Here is a 23,012-nt window from a genome sequence, read left to right as displayed (position 1 = left end):
GCGAAGTCGAAGACTTGCCAATTGGAATGGGGCTTCGACTTCGCTCAGCCTGACAGTCGCAACGAAAATTTTAAACTTAAGTCATTATTAAAATCTTTAAAGTTTTGAAAACCTTAAAGGAAAGCATCTTGACCTGGTATCATCCTGAGCGAAGTCTAAGGCTTGCCAATTGGAATGGGGCTTCGACTCCGCTCAGCCTGACAGTCGCAACGAAAATTTTAAACTTAAGTCATTATTAAAATCTGTAAGGTTTTGAAAACCTTAAAGGAAAGCATCTTGGCCTGGTGTCATCCTGAGCGAAGTCGAAGGCTTGCCAATTGGAATGGGGCTTCGACTCCGCTCAGCCTGACAGTCGCAACGAAAATTTTAAACTTAAGTCATTATTAAAATCTGTAAGGTTTTGAAAACCTTAAAGGAAAGCATCTTGGCCTGGTGTCATCCTGAGCGAAGTCGAAGGCTTGCCAATTGGAATGGGGCTTCGACTCCGCTCAGCCTGACAGTCGCAACGAAAATTTTAAACTTAAGTCATTATTAAAATCTGTAAGGTTTTGAAAACCTTAAAGGAAAGCATCTTGGCCTGGTGTCATCCTGAGCGAAGTCGAAGGCTTGCCAATTGGAATGGGGCTTCGACTCCGCTCAGCCTGACAGTCGCAACGAAAATTTTAAACTTAAGTCATTATTAAAATCTGTAAGGTTTTGAAAACCTTAAAGGAAAGCATCTTTACCTGGTGTCATCCTGAGCGAAGTCGAAGGCTTGCCAATTGGAATGGGGCTTTGACTCCGCTCAGCCTGACAAACTAATATTAAACTTCATTCGTAAGATTAATCGATTTGTAAAATCTTTTCAACAAAACGTAATTCAAAATTCGTATTTCGTTTTTTATATTTTACCTTTGACTTTTCAAAAAATACAAAGATTATGGTTTATAAATTTAGAGTAATTCTAGACGCCGAAGAAGACATTTTCAGAGACATTGCAATTCTTGAGGACGATACTCTTGAGGATTTACACAATGCGATCTTCAACGCTTTTGGTTTTGACGGAATGGAAGTAGCTTCGTTTTATACCTGCGATGAAACTTGGAATCAGGAAGATGAAATCCCGCTTTTTGATACGGGAGACGTTCCCGGCGAACAAAAAATCATGAGTGATTACGCATTATCTGATCTCTTAGACAAAGAAAATACCAAAATTATCTATGTGTACGATTTCATCAATATGTGGACATTCCTTGTAGAACTGGCCGCTGTAGAAGAGCAATCGGCTACCGCAATTTATCCGGAAACTTTATTCTCTCACGGTGAAATGCCGGACGAAGCCATAGAAAAAAACTTTGAAGCCGACATGCACGACGATATCTACGGCGAATTTGAAGACGATTTAGACGAAGATGATCTTGATATGTTTGAAGGAGACGACAGCTTTGAGGATTTCGGGTTTGAGGAGAATTGGAATTAGAAGGAAAGGTTCTGAGGGGCTGAGGTTCTGAGTTGCAAAGGTTCAAAGGTTTTCTTTAAAATCTTACGATTTTAAATTATAAGTTTTTTCTTGTTTTTTTATATTTGTTTAAAAAAAATGAAAAATGAAAACTTTTAGAGACCTTCTGATCTGGCAAAAATCTATGAACTTGGTAATCGAAATTTACCAACTAACAAATTTATTTCCAAAAGAAGAAATTTATGGACTAACTTCACAAATCAGAAGATGTTCAGTATCAATACCCAGCAATATTGCCGAAGGTTATGGCAGAGATGGCAATAATGATTATCTGAGATTTTTAAATATTTCAATGTCATCATTATTCGAGATGCAAACCCAGCTTGAAATCTCATTCAATTTAAAATTTTTAAACGAGAATCAATTTAACAAAATAAATGGAGAAAGCAGAGAGCTTGAGCGCATGTTAAGTGCCTTTATTCGAAAGATAAAAGACAGAAACTAAACCTTTGAGCCTTTGAGCCTTTGCCACTCTGAACCTAAAAAAAATAAATGATCAACTTATTCAACACCCACATCGAGACGCTTTCAATACACCGCGTAGGAAACAAAAGCAGAAACGAAGCGATTTTTTTATCGGAACAGCCATTTAATTTAAATGATGAAATTGTGCCTTTGATAAAAGAGTACTTCTTTAAGCCTTTTAGAGAAAAAGAAGAAAACTATTATCAGTTTGCGCACGAAGTAGATTTGGATTATAACGACATGTTTAAATATGCTACCGAGATTTTTGCCAATCCGGCGAATGTGCAGGAAATTTCCAAAAAAATCACGACACATTTATTCGAGCAGTCCAATCATCCGCATATTAAGAACGGAGAGGTTTATGTAACCTACCTGACCAATTTAAGTATTGACAACAATGTTGTGGATGCTATCGGAATTTTTAAAAGTGAATTACAGGCTGACTTTTTACAATTCGAGGAAAAAGACAGCAATCTTGAAATGATCCTGCAGCAGGGAATCAACCTGAGCAAGTTAGACAAAGGATGTCTGATCTTTAATTATAAAAAAGAAGAAGGGTACAAAATCCTGACCGTAGACAGCAACCGTTATGATGCGCGCTACTGGTTAGAGCATTTTTTATCTGTTGATGCCTTTGAAGATGAAAACTTCATTACTAAAAAATACCTGAAATTCTGTCAGAACTTCGCCAAAGATGTCGTTTTGCCGGCAGAAGACAAAAAAGAAGAAGTGATGTTTATGAACCGATCCGTGAATTATTTCGCGAAAAATGATCAGTTTGAAGAGCAAAATTTCCTAAACGAAGTATTAGACAACCCTGACTTAATTCCTGAATTCAAAAACTACAAAGTGGATAAAGGAGAAAAATATAGCATCGAAGATGTAACCTCATTTCCAATTGCCAACTCAGCAGTTTCTGACGCCAGAAAATCGATTAAAAACGTGATTAACCTGGATACGCATATTCAGATAAAAATGGATTTCATCAATCCGGAAAGCGCAGAAAAATACGTTGAAAAAGGGTGGGATGAAGAAAAACAAATGTATTACTATTTAGTTTACTTCAATAAAGAAGAAAAAAGCTAGAAAGTCATTCATTTTCTATTACTTACTTAAACAAAAAACGGCAACTACTATATGTAATTGCCGTTTTTTAATTGAAATACTTTCTTAAAACAAAGAAAATAGTGCTTTGAGAATATCATCATACACTTGTTTGTCTTTCTCGCCGGAACGGGCCAAAACCCTGATGCCTGTATAATTGTTAAAGATAAAACGAGCCAGCGTCCTTGCATTCTGCTTTGTTGAAATCTGGCCTGCCTCCTGCCCTTTTGTAACGGCCTTCAGAAAAACATCTTCCATTGTCTGCCTGTTATCGTTTACTATTTTGGCAATCTCTTCATCATGCATGGCAAGTTCTACCGAAGAATTCACCATAAAACAGCCTTTTGTAATCCGGTCTTCCAGACTTTCCAAAACCGCCTGTTTAAAAATTATGGTCAGCGTTGCTTTGACATCTTCAGCTTCTTCCAAAAGATTTTTGACATAATCCTGACCCTGCTTCTGGTATCTTTTCAGGGCCATCGAAAAAAGCTTTTGCTTGTCACCAAAGGTATCGTACAGACTGGAACGACTTAAACCCAAATGAGTTACCAAATCCTGCGCCGAAGTTCCGTTGTACCCTTTGTGCCAGAAAATTTCAATAGCTTTATCCAATGCCTGGTCTTCATTAAATTCTTTCGTTCTGGCCATGATTTCCTAATTAAATTCTTGACAAAGATATAAAAAATACGGAACAATCGTTCCTGAATTAGCTTAAAAAAAAATTAAACTACAGCGTTAACGATCAGTCCGCCGTCCACAACGATTTCGGTACCAGTAATAAATGAGGCGTCATCAGAAGCCAGGAACGCTACCGTTTTTGCGATTTCCGAAGGTTTACCAAAACGTTTCAATAATATTTTCTCTCCCAAAATAGCTCCAAAACCTTCTACTTCTTCTTTTTGCAATCCTAATTTTCCGTAAAGCGGAGTTTCAACAGGACCGGGAGAAACAGCGTTGATTCTGATATTTCTTGGTACCAGTTCAGTCGCAAATACACGGTTTAAAGATAAAAGTGCTGCTTTGCTTGCGGCATACACTCCGGAGTTTGGCATTCCAACACTTGCATTGATAGAAGTATTAAAAATTACTGATCCTCCGTCATTCAGAATAGGCAATAATTTCTGAAGTGTAAAGTAAACGCCTTTTACATTCACATCCATAATAGAATCGTAATGTTCTTCTGATGCTGATTCCAAAGGTGAAAAGGAAGCCACTCCGGCATTTAAAAACACAATATCAATTTTACCAAATTTTGCAGCTACTTCAGCTACTAAATTATCAATTGATTTTAAATCGCCCTGATCAGCTACAATTCCGGTTACATTCAGTTCTTTTTCTGCTTTAAGCAAAGCTTCCTTGTTTCTTCCGGTCACAATTACTGTTGCGCCTCTTTCTACAAACTCTGCTGCAGCAGCATATCCGATTCCACTATTACCACCTGTTACAATAGCTACTTTTCTTTCTAAATTTTTCATTTTTATTTGTTTTTAAATTATTGATTATTCAATTATTATGGAGCAAAGATATAATAACGGAACGATCGTTCCTTTATTGTCGAAGTTAATATTTTGTTAAATAAAAAAGAAGCCCTGATTACGCCACTTTCCAATGCCTGAAAATCTATGATGCCATAAGCGAAACAGATGGTAAAATCATTGACATTCTTAATTTTTGCTTAATTTTGCAATCTAAACCCAAAAACAAATGGATACTCTTTTGCACGCAGATAGTCCCTTTAAAACAATAATCTCTTTTCATAAATTAATAGAGTCATTTGAAGAAATTGCTTTATCGAACGTAGATTACCGGTCAAACTATGCGAAAGCTATTTTAAAACAGATAGAATCTATACCTCAATTGAAGACTGGAATTGAAGATTTTAGTATCATCAAGAATAATGAGGCTTTAATAAAAAACATATTAGCCGATTTGTTTCCCACAGCTTTAACGCATAATGAAATTAAAGCAGTTACCATTCCCTTTCAAAACATCTCCTTTAATTATACAGAGCGTTTCAAAAAAATATTGCGTAATGCCGGTGATGAGTTTTATATGGAAATTCGTGATTTTGATAATCACCAGTTCTATATTAATAACTGCTGCCTGATTTTGAGCAGTTATTATGGACAAAATATAGATTTCAATAAAATCTTTTTTTATGATATTCCCGATGAAAACGGAATTGAAAAACATTACCGCATTCTGTACAATGCCGATTTTATGGAAATCACGCCAACAGAACATTCGGTTTCCCTTACACAAAATGATATTGATGAGCTGATTGACAATTATAATGATATTGAGCTCTGGAAATCGAAATTTCCTCCCGGAAGCTGGATGCTAAAAGGTTTCGGAATTGTTTCTTTATTTGATGCCACTACAGAAAGTGCCATCTCCAATTTAAAAAGCAATCTGCTGAAACCCGATGCAAAAACGGTAGCATCCAATGATATTATCGAAAATATTTTTAAATCTATTTTTAAAATCCCTGATTTAAAAGTGGGTTTTATTATCTACAATCCCGAAGAAGAAAAATTTATCAGGCCTGTCAAATTCGACAATCAGCTGCAAAGTTTTTTGCTTTCAACTGATCAGGAAGTCGATTGCAAAAATGCTTTTTTCGGATGTTCTTTTGAAAATTTATTAGACAAACAGGAGCCTTTTGTTATTTCCAATGTTAAAAAATTCATGGAAGAATCTCCAAATAAGAGACTGGGTGAACATTTACTAAAACAAAACATTCAGAGCTGTGTTTTTGCTCCGGTCATAAAAGATGGTCATTTATTGGGGGTTGTCGAACTGGTTTCTGAAAATCCAAGAAGCTTAAACAGCGTAAACGCGACCAAACTCGAACTGGTACTGCCTTATTTAACCGACACCATCGATCGTTATAATACAGATATGCAGCATCAGGTGGAAGCGATTATTCAACGTGAATACACTACTATTCACCCAAGTGTGTATTGGAAATTTAAAAAGGAATCCCAAAATTACTTTCAGAATAACAATCCAACCAAAGATTATATCTTTAAGGAAATCGTGTTTAAAAACGTTTTCCCTTTATACGGACAAATTGATATCAAGGGTTCTTCAGAGCATCGAAATGAAACGGTTAAGAGAGATTTAAAAAATCAGCTCACGACCATTTTAGAGATTTTCGGCAACCAGAAATCCAACAGCAATCTGATGCTTCTGGAGCAGCGTAAGTTTGAATTAGAATCACTACGCGATGAACTGGATCAGCCTTTAAAAGCAGATACGGAACAACATATTCAGCGGTATATAGAAGAAGAAATTCATCCCCTTCTAAAAAATACAAAAGACACGGCCAAAGATGAAAGATTAGAGAAGCTGTATTTTGAAAGCCTGGATGAAAAAACAGGCATGTTTTATCAGGAAAGAAAGAAATTTGATAATGCGATGTCTATTATCAATAAAAAACTGGCTTCTGTTCTGGATAGAAAACAATTGGAGGCACAGCAAATTTATCCGCATTATTACGAGCGTTTTAAAACAGATGGTGTAGAGCATAATTTATATATCGGAGCTTCCATAGCACCGACAAAACCTTTTGATATTATGTACCTGCATAACCTGCGTTTGTGGCAGCTGCAGACTTTATGCGAAATGGAACTGGAACATCATCAGCTTAAAGAATCCCTGCCATACGAACTGGATGTGACTTCATTGATTCTGGTATTCAGTTCAGCGCTTTCTATTCGTTTCAGAATGGATGAAAAACGCTTTGATGTTGACGGAACATACAACGCCAGATATGAAGTTGTTAAAAAACGTATTGACAAAGCCAATATTAAAGGCACGAAAGACCGAATCACGGAGAAAGAAAAAATTACGATCGTATATTCCCAAAATGGTGAAGAAGCCGAATATTTGAAATATATCAAATACTTACAGCACAAAAAAATACTGGAACCTGCCATCGAGCAATTTGAAGTAGAAGATTTGCAGGGTGTTTCAGGCTTAAGAGCCATTCGCGTCAAAGTAATCAATAACATTACCAACGCAAACGCCAAAAAAATCACCTATCAGGATTTACTGGATGAACTCAACTAATTTTATTAAAAAAGCTCAACTTAAAATAGTTGAGCTTTTTTTTTATAAGGTTTTAAAAGCGATCACAAATGCAATAACGGTGATGATAATGCCAACCATAAAAAAGTTATAGGCAATTCGCAGTAAATTATATTTACGCTGGAGTACCAACCCAAGATAGTATAAATCCTTGATCATGGTTGAATATAAGTAATCACGGTCTTTCATCATTTCATTCATGGCCCAGTCGTAATCTTCCAGAGGCATTTTGTAGAAATTTCCAAAAAACATCAGATTTACTTTTTTAGCTTCAACGTCAGCGCGTGTAAAGAAACCCGAAGTGACTTTTGGACGTGTCGAAAGAATGGCAAAAATAATAGTAATCACACTTGACATCAGCATAATAAATGTCGGAATCACCAGATGGGCATTTTTCGGACTGTCTAATTTTGGTATAATCGAAGAAAGTGCAATCGAAATAATAATTGCATTGACAGACAACAGAATATTAGCTTTACTATCTGCAATTCCGCTCAGACGCGTATGATTTCCGAGAGTTACACGAAATAAAGTATCGACACCACGATCCGGTTTTTCGACTTTATCTTTCTTTTTTTCCTCGGCTTCGTACTCTTTCGCTTTTTTCAATTCCTCCTTATTCAGTCTTTTCTGAACTGTCACTATATTCTTTTCTTTTAGAGGCTGCCATTTTTTCAAAGCATAGTCGGTGTAAAACCGATGTTTGTTGATTAAAAAACTCAGATTTTCTTTAGCCCAATCTAAACTGGAAAAAGACAAATCCATGGTGTTTTTCAACTCAAAACGCAGCAATTCACAGGTAGATTCATATTCTAAGCTGGTGATATGAACGAAATCGGCATCTTTTATGATCTTTTCCAGCTGTGTTTGCGGAACATAATATTTGTTGGTAGCCATAATAAGTTTCGAAACTTCGGCTATAAATTCATCCGACTGCTCTTTCTCTTTCAAAAACTTCGTTGCAATCTTTACACTCTCATTTTCATGGTCTTCAACACCATTTATATAACCCGTATCATGAAACCATGCGGCCACCAAAAGTATTTCTTTTTCGGCATCTCCTATATTTTCTTTGTTACAAAGCTTTTTAACAGCAGAAACTACATTAAAAGTATGGTTAATATTATGGTACGAATATAAATTAGAAAGTTTATCTTTGAGTAAATTACTGACGAAATCTTCGGATTGTTCTATTAGATTCATAAAGAATATTTTTATACCACGAAATTATGAAATTGTTTTTGGATAACCATTTTATTACCAAGATTAAAAACTATTCTTTGGCAATAATCTCTTTGTTTATGCTTTATTCCTGCGCTACACATAAAGTGCAATACGGAAAAAGTGTCAGCGCCAACGAAAATGAAAACGCAACAGATACCATAAAAATTGCTCACACTATTTTTTTAGTCGGAGATGCAGGAAATGCTGACGAAGAACAAGCTCAGCAAACACTTGAATTACTGCATAAAAAATTAAAAAAAGCAAATAAAAAGTCGACTTTAGTCTTTTTGGGAGACAATATCTACCCAAAAGGTTTCCCCGCTGATAATAATGCTGCTGAAAAGGCAATCGCAGAGACAAAACTTAAAAATCAATTGAAGCTAACAGAAGGGTTTAAAGGAAAAACGATCGTTATTCCGGGAAATCACGACTGGTACAGCGGTATTAGCGGTTTGGAACGTCAGGCCGATTTTGTAACGAAATACCTTAACGACAAAAAAGCTTTCTTACCCCGAAAAGGCTGCCCGATTGAAGATGTTAAAATCGACAGTACGTCAACATTAATTACTGTTGACAGTGAATGGTATCTCGAAAATTGGGACCATCATCCTACTATTAATGACAATTGCGACATTAAAACCCGGGAAGATTTTTTTGATGAGCTTGAAAACCTTTTAAACAAAAACCAGGAAAAAACGGTCGTTCTTGCCATTCATCATCCTTTAATGAGTAACGGTACACACGGCGGTCAGTTTTCATTAGAAAAACAATTATTTCCGCTTGAAAATAAAATTCCCCTTCCAATTATTGGTTCTTTCATCAATTTATTACGAAAGACATCCGGTATTAGTCCACAGGATTTACAGAACAAACAATATACAATTTACGCGAAGCGAATAAAAACATTACTTCAGGGACAGAAAAATGTAATTGTAGTTTCCGGACACGATCATAACCTGCAATATGTGAACAGGGAGAACATCAAACAAATTATTAGTGGTGCAGGTTCAAAATCCGAAGCCGCAAGGGCTATAGGCCCAAATGATTTTTCTTATGGAGGAAATGGTTACGCAACATTGACCTTATTTAAAAGTGGGGATGCAAAAGTTAATTTCTTCGGAAAAGAAAATCAAAAAGAAAAAATGCTTTTTGAACGTGAAATCATAAAAGCAAAAGAAATTAACTGGGCTGCCGGCAGTACCACTAATTTCCCAAAAACAGTAACTGCTTCTATCTATGATAAAGAAATGACGAAGAAAAGTCTCTTTCACAGATTCTTATTCGGAAATCATTACAGATCCTATTACAGTTTACCAATTGAAGCCAAAACAGCAACACTCGATACTTTGATGGGAGGTTTGAAACCGATTCGCGAAGGCGGCGGACATCAGTCCAAATCCTTACGAATGTCAGACAGCAAAGGCCGCGAATATGTAATGCGTGCCATGAAAAAGAGTGCCACCCAATTCCTGCAGTCCGTAGCATTTAAAGATCAGTATATTGTAAATGATTTTGAAGACACCTATGCTGAAGGTTTTTTACTGGATTTCTATACTACTTCTCATCCTTACACTCCATTTGCTGTTGGAAACATGGCAGACAAATTAGGACTGGCCCACAGCAATCCCGTTTTATATTACATTCCGAAACAAAATGGCTTGAAAGAATTCAATTCAAATTTTGGGGATGAATTGTATATGGTTGAGGAAAGAGCCGCCGATAACCAAATAGATGCCAAAAGCTTTGGACATCCGAGAGATATCATCAGCACCGATGATATGATGAAAAATCTTCACAAAGACGAAAAGTATGCTGTTGATGAAAAAGAATACATCAAAGCCCGTTTGTTTGACATGCTAATTGGCGACTGGGACAGACACAGCGATCAATGGCGCTGGGGAGAATATAAAATTGGGGACAAAATCCTTTACAGACCAATTCCGCGTGACCGTGATCAGGCTTTTGTGAAATATGACGGAACCTTACTTTCTATTTTAATGAATATTCCGGCACTTCGCCACATGCGAACGTTTAAAAACAAAATTGACAATGTAAAATGGCTAAACAGAGAACCTTATCCGTTAGATTTGGCTTTTCTGAAAACGGCTGACGAAAAAGACTGGATTGAACAGGCGAAATTTATTCAGCAGAATTTATCGGATGAAGACATCAATAACGCGTTTAAAAATTTGCCTAAAGAAGTTCAGGATGGCACCATTAAAGGCATTGAGCAAAAATTAAAAAACAGAAAAAAAGAATTACAGAAGTATGCATCGCAATATTTTGATGTGCTGAGCCATACGATCATGATTGCCGGAACAGACAAGAAAGACAAATTTGTGATTGATCATAATGCCAAAAAGAGCTTAGAACTTAAAGTATACAGGATTAAAAAAGAAGGTAATGAATTAATTTACACCAAAAATATCACCGATAACAAAACCTGTAACCTGTGGATTTACGGTTTAGATGACAACGATACCTTTGAAGTAACGGGGAATCACAAATCAAAAATAAAAATTCGTTTGATTGGTGGTCAGAACAATGATATCTATAACATTGAAAACGGAAAAAGAGTCATTGTTTATGATTTCAAATCAAAAGAAAACACCTATAATCTGGATTCAAAAACCCAGACACAGTTAACGGATGATTATGATGTTAATTTATACAATTACGAAAAGCCCAAATACAATGTAGTTTCAGGACTTCCGAACATCGGTTTTAATCCTGATGACGGGGTGAAAGTGGGTATTAATTTAAATTATACCGTAAATAATTTCAAGCAAAATCCGTATACGCAAAGACACGTACTGAATGCTTTTTACTATTTTGCGACGGGTGGTCTTGAATTTAATTATGTAGCACATTTCCCCGGGCTGCTAGGAAAATGGGTAATTGACGTAGAATCACAATATACCACTCCGAATTTTGCCAAGAATTACTTTGGCTATGGAAATGAAACACCAAATAACGATCAGGATGCCGGAATGGATTATAACAGAGTACGTATTCAGCAAATTAAAGTGGCACCAGCCCTAAGACACGTTGGGCGTTATGGAAGTGAACTGACTTTTCAGCCCTTTTTCGAAAGGATGAAAGTGGAAGATACAGAGGGCAGATTTATTAATACTCCCGGTATTATAAATCCGGACATTTTTGAAGGGCAGTCGTATGGAGGAGCAAAAATTAAATATACTTTTAAAAACTCGGATTTTAAAGCAAAACCAACATTGGGAATGGCATTTATGGTTGCGGCAACCTGGACCACCAATCTGGATGACACCAAACAAAATTTTCCTGCCATTGAAAGTGCATTAGGCTTTACGCACAGAATAGATCATAACGGAAAATTGATTTTGGCTACTTATGTGAAAGGGAAAGCCATCTTAAACAACAACTACGAATTTTATCAGGGTGCTACTCTGGGTGGAGATACCGATTTACGAGGCTACAGAAACGAACGCTTTTTAGGAAGTTCTTATTTCTCGCAAAGTAGTGATCTTCGACTAAGTATCGGAAAAATTAATCGCACCATAGTTCCGTTTACTTACGGAATTCTGGGTGGTTTTGACTACGGAAGAATTTGGCTTGACGGAGAAAACTCTAGAAAATGGCATCAGGATTATGGTGGCGGACTCTGGCTAAATGCCGTTAACGTAATTACAGCCAGAATCTCCTATTTTAAATCACCGGACGAAGTAGGAAGAGTTATTTTTGGCGCAGCGTATAGTTTTTAAACTTGCAGGTCCTGAGGTACTGAGTTGCTAAGGTTCTGAGGCTTTATTTTAGGTTCAGAGGAACAAAGGTTCAGAGGAACAAAGTTTTAAATGTCTGCTTTTTATTTTAAAAGCAGACATTTTTATTTATTCAAAATTGAAAATACTTTTAGTGTTTCAAAAAACACATTTAATACATTTCACTATTAGCTGTTAAATTAAACACTTAAAAAACCTTAGAAACTTAGGAGCTCAGGACCTTAGAACCTCATAAAAAAAACTCATACACCTTGCCTCCTATTTTGTTGGTTTTCTCGTCAGCGATAAGCAACGTTTTGTTGTCTTTAAAAACGATAGCCTCTTTTTGGGAAAAGTGATTCAGTTTTATTTCGGTTTGTTTGCCCTTATGAAAAGCATCTCCTTTAAAACCCTGAAACAAAACGATTTTATCATGGCTTAGCAGAGCCACTTTTTTTCCATCAGGACTAATTGTCGCGCTGGTCAGCACACAATGATTATAAGTATCACAGGTTTTGAATGTTCCAATCTTAGTGGCTTTCTGAACTCCGGGAGCGTTTAGGATTTTATAGATAAAAACAGTCCCGTCAAAGCCCTTGCTTCTGTTTTTTGTGAAGAGATAAAAATAGTTTCCATGTTCGAAAAAACCTTCAACATCATAAAACAGTTCCTTTTTCTTTGGCGGGAATTCCGTTTGTTCCGGATATGAAAAGGAAACTTTATATTCGGATACGGCATTTTCTTTATTAAGCTCCCCTTTCGCAACTTTATAAATACACAAATCTCTTCGTTCGTTGTCGTTATTTCCAAAATCACCTATATAAATATTTCCCGCCTGATCTTTTGTAATGTCTTCCCAATCCACGTTGGTTGCGTTTGAAATGGTAATGGTTTTATTTAATTTTCCATCAGCACCCAAAGCATAAATTTCATTAGCATTTCCACTGTCTTCCAAAGTATAAATCAGTTTCTTTTCAGGAAAATAAGTGATTCCGGAAACTTCCTTTAACTTTTTCGGAAGTGAAAAAAGCGTCTTCAAATCGCTGTCAGATTTTTGTTGACAAGCTAATAAAACAATTGAAAGGGCAAGCAAAAAAGACTTTTTCATAGTATTATTTTTAAAGTATTCGGCCACAGATTAAATAGATTAAAATGATTTCTCAAAATTAAATCGAAAAAAATCCGTTGCTCAAAATCAAACTAAATTGGTGTTTTTAAAATTACGGGTAATAAATTCAAAGGCAGCAAACATGATATGTCCCATTGATTTGGCATTTTTAAATTTCATATCATTGGTATAACGGTACAATTCCATTTTTAGTTGATTCAGATGTTCTTCTGTCGAAATAGTATCGTGGCACATGATATTCAATAACTTCTTGATCCTGTTTTCGGCCGAGTGAATCCGTTTTGCCAAGATAGCTCTTTCCTCGTCCTTGTACTGAATAATCGAACGTTCTTCCAATTTCTCCTTAATTAGATTTATCATCGGATAGTTTTCCTTGAAAAACTGCGGACGATAGACCTTAAAATTACCTTCATAACATTGCTGGTCAAAATCAATGGGACGGATTTTATAAACGACCTGATCGAAATCATGAATTGGGACAATAACATAATTATAAGCCCGCATATCGCCCAAAAGACGGATCATACAGCGTTCGTTGAACTTCACGAACTCTTTTGCGATCTGGGATTTTTCCATTTCGGTACAATTGTGCAGTAAAGTATCCATAAAAACATCACCGGGAATTCCGATAATATGTTCTTCAATCAACGTATCCTTATAGACCAGAAAATTGATTTTATCCGGAGATAGAATATCCTCCAATTCCAAGCCGTAAATTCGGGAAGCATCGGCCTTTTTAATATAAAAATGAACATAATTGTCATTGAGAATATTTCGGACTTTTATCCGGAAAGGTTTCGAATTTCCAAAAGTACAGTAATCAATTGCATCGATATTCAGGAAGTGAATAATCTCGCTGTTTCCATCTGAATGCAGGAGCGAATAAATCCTTTTCAGGTTCAGGTCAATCTCATCTCTTTCAAATTCATTGTAATAAACACGAATCCATAAAGTGTCAGTCTCATTTTTATCGTAGACATTAATCGAACCTGAAAATCGCAATAAGTCATCATAGAACACGGATACCTTCGAAATTCGTTCGTATCGTTCCAAATAGCTTAAGAGAGATGGTATTAAAGGGTAAGATGGTTTTTTTAAGACCATTAAAGGTTCGCTCATTTTAATATCTTTTTGAATATCTTTAGTACAAATTTACAGTAAATTATAATTTTAAACACATAAATAAAATTTAGCGTAACAATAAGCCGATTGAATCGTCATACTAAAAACTAAAACCGAAATAAATTTGGAAACCATTCTTACCATCGAAAATCTTCACAAAAGATACGGGCGTATTCAGGCCTTAAAAAATGTATCTTTTGAAATACAAAAAGGCCGTGTTTATGGCATCTTAGGCCCAAACGGAAGTGGAAAATCTACCACTTTGGGAATTGTTTTGAACGTTGTAAACAAGACATCGGGCAATTACAGCTGGTTTAATGGAAAAATGCAGACGCACGAAGCGTTAAAAAAAGTAGGGGCCATTATCGAAAGACCCAATTTTTACCCGTACATGACCGCCGAAGAAAACCTCAAACTGGTTTGTAAAATAAAAAGCATAGACTATTCTAAGATAAACGAAAAACTCGACTTAGTTGGTCTGACAGAAAGAAAAGACAGCAGATTCAGTACTTTTTCTTTAGGTATGAAACAGCGTCTGGCGATTGCATCGGCCTTATTAAACGATCCTGAAATTTTAATTTTAGACGAACCAACAAATGGTTTGGATCCTCAGGGAATTCATCAGATCCGTGATATCATACGAAAAATTGCTTCTCAGGGAACTACTATTTTATTAGCCTCCCATTTATTAGACGAAGTCGAAAAGGTATGTTCGCATGTAATTGTCCTAAGAAAAGGCGAAATCCTATATTCCGGTTCAGTTGACAGCATGTCTGCCAATGAAGGCTTTTTTGAACTTCAGGCGAATGATAATGAAGCTTTGAAAAACGTTCTGAAAGAGCATCCAGGTGTAGACCGGACTACAGAAGAAGAAGGAAAAGTTCTGGTATACTTAAAATCAGAATTGTCTGCTGCTGAACTGAATCAGTATTTATTTTCTAAAAACATTGCCTTAAGCCATTTGGTAAAACGCAAAAATAGCCTGGAAGCACAATTTTTAGAATTAACCAAAACCGCCACTATCAAAAACAACTAAGCCATGAACAGACTTATCTCTATAGAATTACAAAAAATCTGGAAAAACAAAGCCAGTCGTGTCCTTACTTTAACTTATTTCATTTTACTTTCCTTTATCGCTTTAATCGCTTCAATAAAATTTGATATTGGGGTTTTTAAATTTCATTTAGCTGAAATGGGAATTTTCAACTTTCCTTTTATCTGGCATTTTAATACCTACGTTGCTGCCTGGCTGAAATTTTTCCTGGCTATTGTGATTGTTTCCATGATGGCTAATGAATATAGTTACGGAACTTTAAAGCAAAACCTGATTGACGGACTGAGTAAAAAAGAGTTTATATTATCAAAATTTTTAACCGTTGTTCTTTTTGCCTTTTGCTCCACGATTTTTGTCTTTGTCATGTCGCTGATATTGGGATTATGCTTTTCATCCTACAATGAATTTGGAATTATTTTTACCGATTTAGATTATCTGTTAGCCTTTTTTGTAAAACTGACCGGTTTCTTTTCTTTCTGTTTGTTTTTAGGAATTTTGGTAAAACGATCTGCATTTGCATTAGGCTTTCTTTTAGTATGGAGTATCATAGAAGGAATTGTTAAAGGCCTTTTAGTCTTCAAAATTTTCCCTAACAGCAATACAGGAACGTATATTATGCAATTCCTTCCGCTGGAAGCAATGTCAAATTTAATTGTGGAACCATTTACCAGACTATCCGTAATAAAAACGATCGGAACCCAAATGGGTGTTGAGAATACTAAAGATTATGGTGTACATTACCTTTCTATATTGATTGTTTTAGTGTGGACATTTTTATTTATTCATTTTTCTTACAAGCTATTAAAAAATAGAGATTTATAGTATATTTGCTATACTATGAGTTATTTTAAGAGAATTTTATTTGTTTGTTTTATACTTTGCTTATCTGGTAAGATAAATGCACAATTCATAAGCATCAACAATCAGAGAACACCACAACAGTTAATTGAAAATACATTAGTAAACAGTTCCTGCGTTTCGGTTACAAACGTTTCCGGAACCGGGGACACTTTTACACCCGGAAAAAACAGTTTTGCCTACTTTAATGCAGGAACAAGTAATTTTCCTTTTTCAGAAGGTATTGTCCTGACCACTTCAACAAGTTCAGCAGCAAGAGGGCCTTATATAAGCAATCAGGGTGGCGGAGATGTCAAATGGCAAGGAGATTTTGAACTGAATCAGATATTAGGAATTAATTCTATAAATGCCACAGTACTGGAATTTGACTTTGTTCCCTTAACTGATTTTCTGAGCTTTAATTATATTTTTGCTTCCAATGAATATCAGTCTTTTTTTCCCTGCCGTTATTCAGACGGGTTTGCTTTTTTAATCAAAGAAGCCGGGACGAATGATGAATATAAAAATCTGGCTGTGCTGCCTGGTACAGACACACCTGTATCATCTATTAATATTCGCCCGACGATTCAGCCCGGTTATGATATTAACGGAGATCCTTATCCCGGATGTCCGGAATCCAATATACATTATTTTAACGGACTTAATACCAATGCAAGTCCTATAAATTATGCCGGACAAACAGTCGTTATGAATGCTCAGACAGCTGTCGTTACCGGAAAAAAATACCATGTAAAACTGGTAATTGCCGATGACGATAACAGATTATATGACTCGGCAGTTTTTTTACAATCGGGTAGCTTTTCTTCAAAAATTGATTTTGGCCCGGATCAGACAGCGCTAACCGGTAAACCTGTATGCTTTGGAGAATCAATAACTTTAGATACGAAATTACCAGCTTCCTACTCCTATAAATGGTTTAAGGACGGAAATGTCATCAATTTAGAAACAAGTCCGGTATACAAGGCTACAGCTTCCGGAAAATACAAAGTAGAAGCAACAATAACAGGATCAACTTGCGTGCTAACTGGCGAAATTCAGCTTGAATTTACTCCTGAAATTATAGCAAACAATACAAAATTGATCCAATGCGATGATAATACAGACGGAAATGCTCTTTTTAATTTAACGAAAGCCGCTGATATCATTAAAAATAATGATGCATCCATTGTAAACAAAGGATATTATGAATCATTAGCCAATGCTCAATCAAAAACCAATGAAATTGCTAGTCCTGAAAAATATACCAACAAAAGTGCTAATCAGGTTATTTTTGCCCGAATTGAAAACAAATATGGCTGTTTTAAAACGCCACAGATAACACTGGAGATTTCAGGCACAACGATTCCAGATCAGGATCCGATACCAACCTGTGACCTCGATGATAATCAGGACGGTTTTTATCAGTTCGATCTTGATTTGCAGGTAACTCCTCAGGTCAGAAAAGGACTTCCAGCCGGATTAGTAATACATTATTATTTAAATACTGCTGATGCTTTTGCAGAAACAAATGCATTGCCCAACATTTTCAAAAACACAACCGCTTTCTCACAAACTATTTATGCACGTGCCGTAAACGGAGCTGACTGTTATGCAATAGCACCGATTAAACTCGTCGTAAACGCTTTTGACCCTCCTAATTTTGAGGAAGAAACTAAAAGTTTATGTAAAGGCACTCAAATCGACTTAGCAGTAGATCCGGGTTTCACCACCTACGTATGGAGTACCGATACAAACAATACCAATAATTTCATTACAGTTTCTGAGGCCGGAGATTATTCTGTAAAAGTAACGAATGAATTTGGCTGTGAAAAGACTAAAAAATTTAAGGTAATCTTATCTGAACCTGCCATGATTACCGGAGCTGTTATTAAAGATTTTTCAGGTACCGATAATTCTGTCACCATACAGTATACCGGAACTGGAAATTATGAATTCTCCCTAAATGGAATTGATTTTCAGGATGACCCTTTCTTCGCAAATGTCAGTCCGGGAATTTATAATGCAGTTGTACAAAGTAAAGACGACTGCGGCATCTCGAATTTTTACTTAGTGTACGTTTTGGATTATCCTAAATTTTTCACACCAAACGGAGATGGTATTAATGATCTGTGGGCGATTAAAAACTTAGACCAGCTTCCGGACTACAGACTTTCAATTTTTGATCGTTACGGGAAATTATTAAAACAAATGACCCAAAACAGCCCGGGATGGAACGGTCAGTTTAACGGTCAGCAACTTCCTTCTGACGATTACTGGTTTGATTTGATCTTTACAAATGGCAAAAATATCAAAGGACATTTCAGTATCAAAAGATAACACTACTCGAAACCTGAAGACATAAAAAAAGCCATCCGACGCGTCGGATGGCTTTTTTATATATAAAATTCAAATATTAGAATTTAAATCTTTTTCTGTCTGTCTCTGTCAAGTAGATTTTTCTTAAACGAATAGATTTTGGCGTAACCTCTACATATTCATCTTTTTGAATGTACTCTAAAGCTTCCTCTAATGAGAAAATAATCGGAGGGATAATTCTCGCTTTTTCATCATTTCCTGAAGAACGAACGTTAGATTGTTTTTTCTCTTTAGTTACGTTTACACACATATCATCACCACGGGAGTTTTCTCCAATTACCTGACCTTCGTAGATTTCAGCATTTGGTTCAACAAAAAACTTACCACGATCTTGTAATTTATCGATAGAATATGGAATAGCTTTTCCTTTCTCCATAGAAATCAATGAACCTTTGTTACGTCCGGCAATTTCTCCTTTGTAAGGTTCGTATCCAATAAAACGGTGTGCCATAATCGCTTCACCAGCAGTAGCAGTAAGCAATTGATTACGCAATCCAATAATTCCACGTGATGGGATATTGAATTTTACAATCATACGGTCACCTTTAGTTTCCATACTTAGCATTTCACCTTTACGCATTGTAACGAACTCAACCGCTCTACCTGAAAGAGTTTCTGGTAAATCGATAGTCAATTCCTCAATAGGCTCACATTTTTTACCATCAATTTCTTTGATGATAACTTGTGGCTGACCAATTTGTAACTCATACCCTTCTCTTCTCATTGTTTCAATAAGAACAGATAAGTGAAGTACTCCACGACCAAAAACCATAAACTTATCAGCAGAATCAGTTTCACCCAATTTCATTGCTAAGTTTTTTTCTAATTCTTTTGTCAAACGCTCTCTAATATGACGAGAAGTTACAAATTTACCCTCTTTACCAAAGAAAGGAGAGTCATTAATTGTAAACAACATACTCATAGTAGGTTCGTCGATATCAATCGTTTTTAGACCTTCCGGGTTTTCAAAATCAGCAATAGTATCACCAATTTCAAAACCTTCCACTCCAATGATTGCACAAATATCTCCGGCAATAACTTGTTGTACTTTTTTACGGCCAAGTCCTTCAAAAGTATGAAGTTCTTTGATACGGGATTTAGATATAGTACCATCTCTTTTTACTAATGAGATTGGCATACCTTCGTTAAGAACTCCTCTTTCCAGACGACCGATAGCGATACGACCTGTAAAGGCTGAGAAATCTAAAGAAGTAATTAGCATTTGTGGTGTTCCTTCAGAAACTTTAGGAGCTGGTACATTTTCAACAACCATATCCAATAATGCTTCAACATTATCAGTTACGTTTTCCCAATGATCAGACATCCAGTTATTTTTAGCAGAACCATAAACTGTTGGAAAATCCAACTGCCATTCTTCAGCACCTAATTCAAACATTAAGTCAAAAACTTTCTCGTGAACTTCTTCAGGAGTACAGTTTTCTTTATCAACTTTGTTGATAACTACACAAGGTTTTAAACCTAAATCAATAGCTTTTTGTAGTACGAAACGCGTTTGTGGCATTGGGCCCTCAAAAGCATCGACTAACAAACATACACCATCGGCCATGTTTAATACACGTTCAACTTCACCTCCAAAATCCGCGTGGCCAGGAGTGTCAATAATATTGATTTTTGTTCCTTTATATTGAACAGAAACGTTTTTCGAAGTAATAGTAATACCTCTCTCACGCTCTAAATCGTTATTATCAAGAATTAAATCACCTGTATTTTCGTTGTCACGAAATAATTGACAGTGATACATAATTTTATCAACCAAAGTGGTTTTACCGTGATCGACGTGGGCAATAATTGCAATGTTTCTAATAGATTCCATCTGAGATTTTTAATGGGTGCAAAGGTACACTTTATTTTGATATAAAAAACGTTTCTGCGATAGTTTGCGTATAGACAAGTAATTAGTTGATTAAATCAATGTAAATTCAGGAGCCAAAATGAGTTTCAATTATTGTTTAATTATGGTTAATTTAACTATATTTGAGTAATGAAAAGTAAAACTATACAAATTACTCTAATTTATATTATCATTTCGTTATTTATGGCTATTATCTGTCATAAATTACTAACCACTTTTATCTCCTCCAAAGAATATTTTTATTTGTTTTTTTTTAAAGATATTTTATTCATATTAATTACAGGTCTAATTTTCAAATACATACTCTCTAAAAACGAAAGCAAAAATATCGCTGTTTTTGAAAAATTAAAACAGACAAACGAAGAAATTAAAGAATCAAATGAGAAATATGACATTGTAGCAAAAGCAACCAGTGATACAATTTGGGACTGGAAAATCCAGGAAGACAGCATTGGCTGGAACAAAGGCATTGAAAGTGTTTTTGGCTACAAACAGAACGAAGTTGGTAAAACCTCAAAGTGGTGGTTTGATAAAATCCATCCCGAAGACAGTATTAGAATGTCAATCAAACTGTATTCATTTATTGAACAGAAAACCGAAAAATGGCAGGATCAATATCGTTTCCAATGCGCCGACGGAACTTATAAATATGTCTTAGATCGTGGCTTTTTACTAAAAGACGAAAATGGACGGGCTATCAGAATGATTGGAGCCATTCAGGATATCACAAAGCAAAAAGAAGAAGAACAGCGATTAAAACTTTTAGAAACCGTAATCACACAATCTAAAGATTCGATATTAATTACGGAAGCAAATTCAGCAAACGGAAGAATTCCTAAAATAGTCTATATTAATCCTGCTTTCTCTCAAATGTCAGGTTATCAGCCTAATGAAATCATAGGAAAATCAACAAATATCTTCAACAAAGGTCCAAATTCAGATTCCGAAGAACTGAAAAAACTATTAAGAGCAATCAAAAACGAGGAAGAATGCTTAATAGAAACCATTAGCTATACCAAACAAAAAGAAGAATACTGGGTTCGTTTTTCCATGATTCCGATATTTAATAATGAAGGCATAATTTCGCATTGGATTTCTATCCAGAGAGACATAACCGATGAAAAAAAGTTAGAAACAGAAAAAGAACATCTGATCCGTGAACTGACCCAAAACAACAAGGATTTAAAGCAATTTTCCTATATAACATCGCACAACCTTCGCGCACCATTATCAAATTTAATAGGCCTGTTAAATCTGATAGAAGATATTCCCATAGAAAATCCCGAACTTGAAGAAATCCTGACAGGCTTCAACAAATCAACACATTTATTAAACGAAACAATCAACGATTTAGTAAAGGTTATTATCATTAAAGACAACCCTTCGATGCAAAAAGAAGAAGTTTCCTTAAAAGAAGTTTTCGAGAACGTCTTCAGCCAGTTATCATTTCAAATAGAACTGCACAAACCTATTATCAAACTCAAATTTGACAAAGTTCCATTATTAAACACCAATAAAGCTTACATAGAAAGTATTTTGCTTAATTTGCTGACCAATTCGATTAAATACAAATCAGAAAACAGAAAATTAAAAATATCAATTCTCGCAGAACAAATCGATCATAAAGCCGTGCTAACATTTAAAGATAACGGAATCGGAATAGATTTAGAACGAAACAGAGATAAGGTTTTTGGACTTTATCAAAGATTCCATAATTACCCGGACAGTAAAGGCTTAGGCCTATATCTTGTAAAATCACAGGTAGAAACTATGGGAGGCACAATAAGTATTGAAAGCGAGGTTAATAAAGGAACCACGTTTACTATAACATTTAAAAATTAACACATGATGCTTGAGCAAATTTTATGTATCGACGACGACCCGATCACCTTAATGTTGTGCAAAAAAGTAATTTCAAAATCTTCCTTTTCCAAAGAAGTGATCACGGCACAAAACGGCGAAGAAGCATTGCATCATTTCAACAACTTAAAATACCACAATAGTAAAAACACAGTCAGTAAAAAACCGGAGTTAATTTTTTTAGACTTAAATATGCCGGTTATGGGTGGCTGGGAATTCCTGGATCATTTTACGTCTTCAGATTACGACGAATTCAACAATGCAAATGTAATCGTTCTATCTTCCACTATTGATCCTGAAGATTTAGCTAAAGCAAAGAAATACCCCATAATTATAGACTTTCTTTCCAAGCCAATAACACAACCGATGCTTGAATACCTTAAAAAAAAGATAGAACCTTAAACTTAGAACTTCAATTTATAATTATTTCATTTGGGCGTTTCCCTTCGGGCCGGGCTCTTCACTAAATCTTTTGCGGAATTGCTTTAGGCCGGCTTCGCCACAGGTTTGGGATTCCCGCAAAAGGATATCGCTGCGATCCCTAACGCACTGAGGTATAAATACAAAATTCCAATCCCGACAGCCATCGGGACAAGCACCAAATTCCAATACTTCCCACGCAGCTTTGCGTCCTTTGCGAT

Annotated in this window: 17 protein-coding genes; 10 read left to right on the top strand and 7 right to left on the bottom strand. The window is 35.7% G+C overall.

Going from position 1 to position 23,012, the window contains the following annotated elements; all coding sequences use genetic code 11:
• The first annotated feature begins 919 nt into the window (after positions 1–919).
• The 3 genes from LPB89_RS08900 to LPB89_RS08890 all read left to right on the top strand — a co-directional run bounded on the left by LPB89_RS08900 (position 920) and on the right by LPB89_RS08890 (position 3,049).
• Positions 920–1,459: a hypothetical protein gene (locus tag LPB89_RS08900; protein WP_127339482.1), complete on the top strand. Its 540-nt coding sequence runs from the start codon at positions 920–922 to the stop codon at positions 1,457–1,459.
• A gap of 124 nt (positions 1,460–1,583) precedes the next feature.
• Positions 1,584–1,943 (top strand): four helix bundle protein, encoded by a 360-nt coding sequence (locus LPB89_RS08895; RefSeq protein ID WP_230701406.1) that lies wholly within the window; start codon positions 1,584–1,586, stop codon positions 1,941–1,943.
• A 47-nt stretch (positions 1,944–1,990) separates the two neighbouring features.
• The gene (locus LPB89_RS08890; RefSeq protein ID WP_127339481.1) at positions 1,991–3,049 is read left to right on the top strand and encodes a nucleoid-associated protein; all 1,059 of its coding nucleotides are present in this window, start codon (positions 1,991–1,993) and stop codon (positions 3,047–3,049) included.
• An 84-nt stretch (positions 3,050–3,133) separates the two neighbouring features.
• Here the strand turns inward: LPB89_RS08890 and LPB89_RS08885 are convergent, their stop codons facing one another.
• Both LPB89_RS08885 and LPB89_RS08880 read right to left on the bottom strand, forming a co-directional pair.
• Positions 3,134–3,715 (bottom strand): TetR/AcrR family transcriptional regulator, encoded by a 582-nt coding sequence (locus LPB89_RS08885; RefSeq protein WP_230701405.1) that lies wholly within the window; start codon positions 3,713–3,715, stop codon positions 3,134–3,136.
• A gap of 74 nt (positions 3,716–3,789) precedes the next feature.
• The gene (locus tag LPB89_RS08880) at positions 3,790–4,542 is read right to left on the bottom strand and encodes an SDR family oxidoreductase (protein ID WP_230701404.1); all 753 of its coding nucleotides are present in this window, start codon (positions 4,540–4,542) and stop codon (positions 3,790–3,792) included.
• 229 nt (positions 4,543–4,771) lie between these two features.
• Between LPB89_RS08880 and LPB89_RS08875 the strand changes: the two genes are divergently transcribed.
• On the top strand, positions 4,772–7,141 hold the full coding sequence (locus LPB89_RS08875) for a GAF domain-containing protein (protein ID WP_230701403.1): 2,370 nt from the start codon (positions 4,772–4,774) through the stop codon (positions 7,139–7,141).
• 42 nt (positions 7,142–7,183) lie between these two features.
• Here LPB89_RS08875 and LPB89_RS08870 read toward each other — a convergent pair whose 3' ends face one another.
• Complete coding sequence (locus LPB89_RS08870) at positions 7,184–8,362, bottom strand: Pycsar system effector family protein (RefSeq protein WP_230701402.1); 1,179 nt, start codon at positions 8,360–8,362, stop codon at positions 7,184–7,186.
• Between the two features lie 26 nt (positions 8,363–8,388).
• Here LPB89_RS08870 and LPB89_RS08865 point away from each other — a divergent pair, with 26 nt between their 5' ends.
• Complete coding sequence (locus LPB89_RS08865; RefSeq protein WP_230701401.1) at positions 8,389–12,123, top strand: metallophosphoesterase; 3,735 nt, start codon at positions 8,389–8,391, stop codon at positions 12,121–12,123.
• 247 nt (positions 12,124–12,370) lie between these two features.
• Here LPB89_RS08865 and LPB89_RS08860 read toward each other — a convergent pair whose 3' ends face one another.
• Both LPB89_RS08860 and LPB89_RS08855 read right to left on the bottom strand, forming a co-directional pair.
• Positions 12,371–13,228 (bottom strand): hypothetical protein, encoded by an 858-nt coding sequence (locus tag LPB89_RS08860; RefSeq protein ID WP_230701400.1) that lies wholly within the window; start codon positions 13,226–13,228, stop codon positions 12,371–12,373.
• Between the two features lie 87 nt (positions 13,229–13,315).
• A complete protein-coding gene (locus tag LPB89_RS08855; protein WP_230701399.1) occupies positions 13,316–14,368 on the bottom strand; it encodes a hypothetical protein in 1,053 nt (350 codons plus the stop codon).
• Positions 14,369–14,495: 127 nt separating this feature from the next.
• Between LPB89_RS08855 and LPB89_RS08850 the strand changes: the two genes are divergently transcribed.
• The 3 genes from LPB89_RS08850 to LPB89_RS08840 are packed head-to-tail and all read left to right on the top strand — an operon-like array spanning position 14,496 to position 18,599.
• On the top strand, positions 14,496–15,407 hold the full coding sequence (locus tag LPB89_RS08850) for an ABC transporter ATP-binding protein (protein ID WP_230701398.1): 912 nt from the start codon (positions 14,496–14,498) through the stop codon (positions 15,405–15,407).
• Between the two features lie 3 nt (positions 15,408–15,410).
• On the top strand, positions 15,411–16,247 hold the full coding sequence (locus LPB89_RS08845) for an ABC transporter permease (RefSeq protein ID WP_230701397.1): 837 nt from the start codon (positions 15,411–15,413) through the stop codon (positions 16,245–16,247).
• A gap of 15 nt (positions 16,248–16,262) precedes the next feature.
• Positions 16,263–18,599, top strand: a complete 2,337-nt coding sequence (locus LPB89_RS08840; protein ID WP_230701396.1) for a T9SS type B sorting domain-containing protein — start codon at positions 16,263–16,265, stop codon at positions 18,597–18,599.
• A 76-nt stretch (positions 18,600–18,675) separates the two neighbouring features.
• Here LPB89_RS08840 and typA read toward each other — a convergent pair whose 3' ends face one another.
• Positions 18,676–20,472: a translational GTPase TypA gene (gene typA, locus LPB89_RS08835; protein ID WP_127339470.1), complete on the bottom strand. Its 1,797-nt coding sequence runs from the start codon at positions 20,470–20,472 to the stop codon at positions 18,676–18,678.
• A 168-nt stretch (positions 20,473–20,640) separates the two neighbouring features.
• On the opposite strand from typA, the gene LPB89_RS08830 reads away from it, so the two are divergent.
• A complete protein-coding gene (locus LPB89_RS08830) occupies positions 20,641–22,353 on the top strand; it encodes a PAS domain-containing sensor histidine kinase (RefSeq protein ID WP_230701395.1) in 1,713 nt (570 codons plus the stop codon).
• A 6-nt stretch (positions 22,354–22,359) separates the two neighbouring features.
• Positions 22,360–22,773: a response regulator gene (locus LPB89_RS08825; protein ID WP_230701947.1), complete on the top strand. Its 414-nt coding sequence runs from the start codon at positions 22,360–22,362 to the stop codon at positions 22,771–22,773.
• A gap of 21 nt (positions 22,774–22,794) precedes the next feature.
• Here LPB89_RS08825 and LPB89_RS08820 read toward each other — a convergent pair.
• Positions 22,795–23,012: hypothetical protein (locus tag LPB89_RS08820; protein ID WP_230701394.1), on the bottom strand; the 218-nt coding region annotated here is incomplete at its 5' end.

This window comes from Flavobacterium sp. ENC (genome assembly GCF_020991415.1).
In the GTDB taxonomy this organism is placed as follows: Bacteria; Bacteroidota; Bacteroidia; order Flavobacteriales; family Flavobacteriaceae; genus Flavobacterium.
This window is presented reverse-complemented; position numbering and strand designations above follow the sequence as displayed.